Annotated in this window: 1 protein-coding gene; it reads right to left on the reverse strand. The window is 68.3% G+C overall.

Going from position 1 to position 832, the window contains the following annotated elements:
- Window positions 1–7: 7 nt before the first annotated feature.
- A partial coding sequence (locus HIR71_RS16290; RefSeq protein WP_211374336.1) for a right-handed parallel beta-helix repeat-containing protein occupies window positions 8–832 on the reverse strand: 825 nt, incomplete at its 5' end.

Below are 832 nucleotides of genomic sequence, written 5' to 3' on the forward strand. Positions count from 1 at the left end.
GGATCGGTCAGATGGTGCGTCCTGCGTTGGGTCCGTCGTGCCAGACGTTGCCCGTGGTGGTCACGGCCGGGGCGTCGACGGACGCGAACGGTCCGTAGGCGCCACCCCTGGGGAACACGGACGTCGAGATCCGGTTGTTCGAGATGACGACGCCGGACACGCGGGACAGGACGTCGGTCCCCGCCTTGTACCCGCCGTACACGGTGTACGCGCCACCGCCGAGAAGGTTGTTCTCGATGCGGATGTTCTTCATCGAGTCCGCCGACCCGGTCGACAGGAGGATCGCCGACGTCGACCCCTCGGGGACGATGACGGTGTTGCCGACGATCGTGACGTTGTCCGACCCGAGAGACTGCATACCGTCGTTGTGCGAGTTCGCCGTCGTCACCAGGTCGTGGATGTACGAGTCCTGCACGGTCACGTTGCTCCCGAGCTTCAGGCCGTCGATCGTCCCGTGGATGTCGACCCGGGTGAGCGTGTAGTTGCGCCCGGCCACGGCGGCGTCCCCGGAGGTGTTGCCGGCCCCGTCCAGCTCCGTGTCGACGATCTGGAGGTTCCTGGCTCCCTCGTTGTTCAGCACGAGCCAGAACCCCTCCGCGCGGACCACGCTGTTGCGGATCGTGACGTCGTGCGCACCGGCGGCGATGACCAGGGGCTTGGTGATCAGCTTGGAGTCGATCACCGTGCCGGGCTCAGTGATCCTCGACGGGCCCGTGTACGGGGTCAGCGCCACACCGTCGGGGACACCCGTGCTCGTCGCATCCGGGAACCCGGTCGACGACGCCACCGGAGCGACGGGTCCCGGAACAGGGGCCGGGGCCGGTGCGGGGGC

The organism is Cellulomonas fimi (assembly GCF_012952065.1).
GTDB lineage: Bacteria > Actinomycetota > Actinomycetes > Actinomycetales > Cellulomonadaceae > Pengzhenrongella > Pengzhenrongella fimi_A.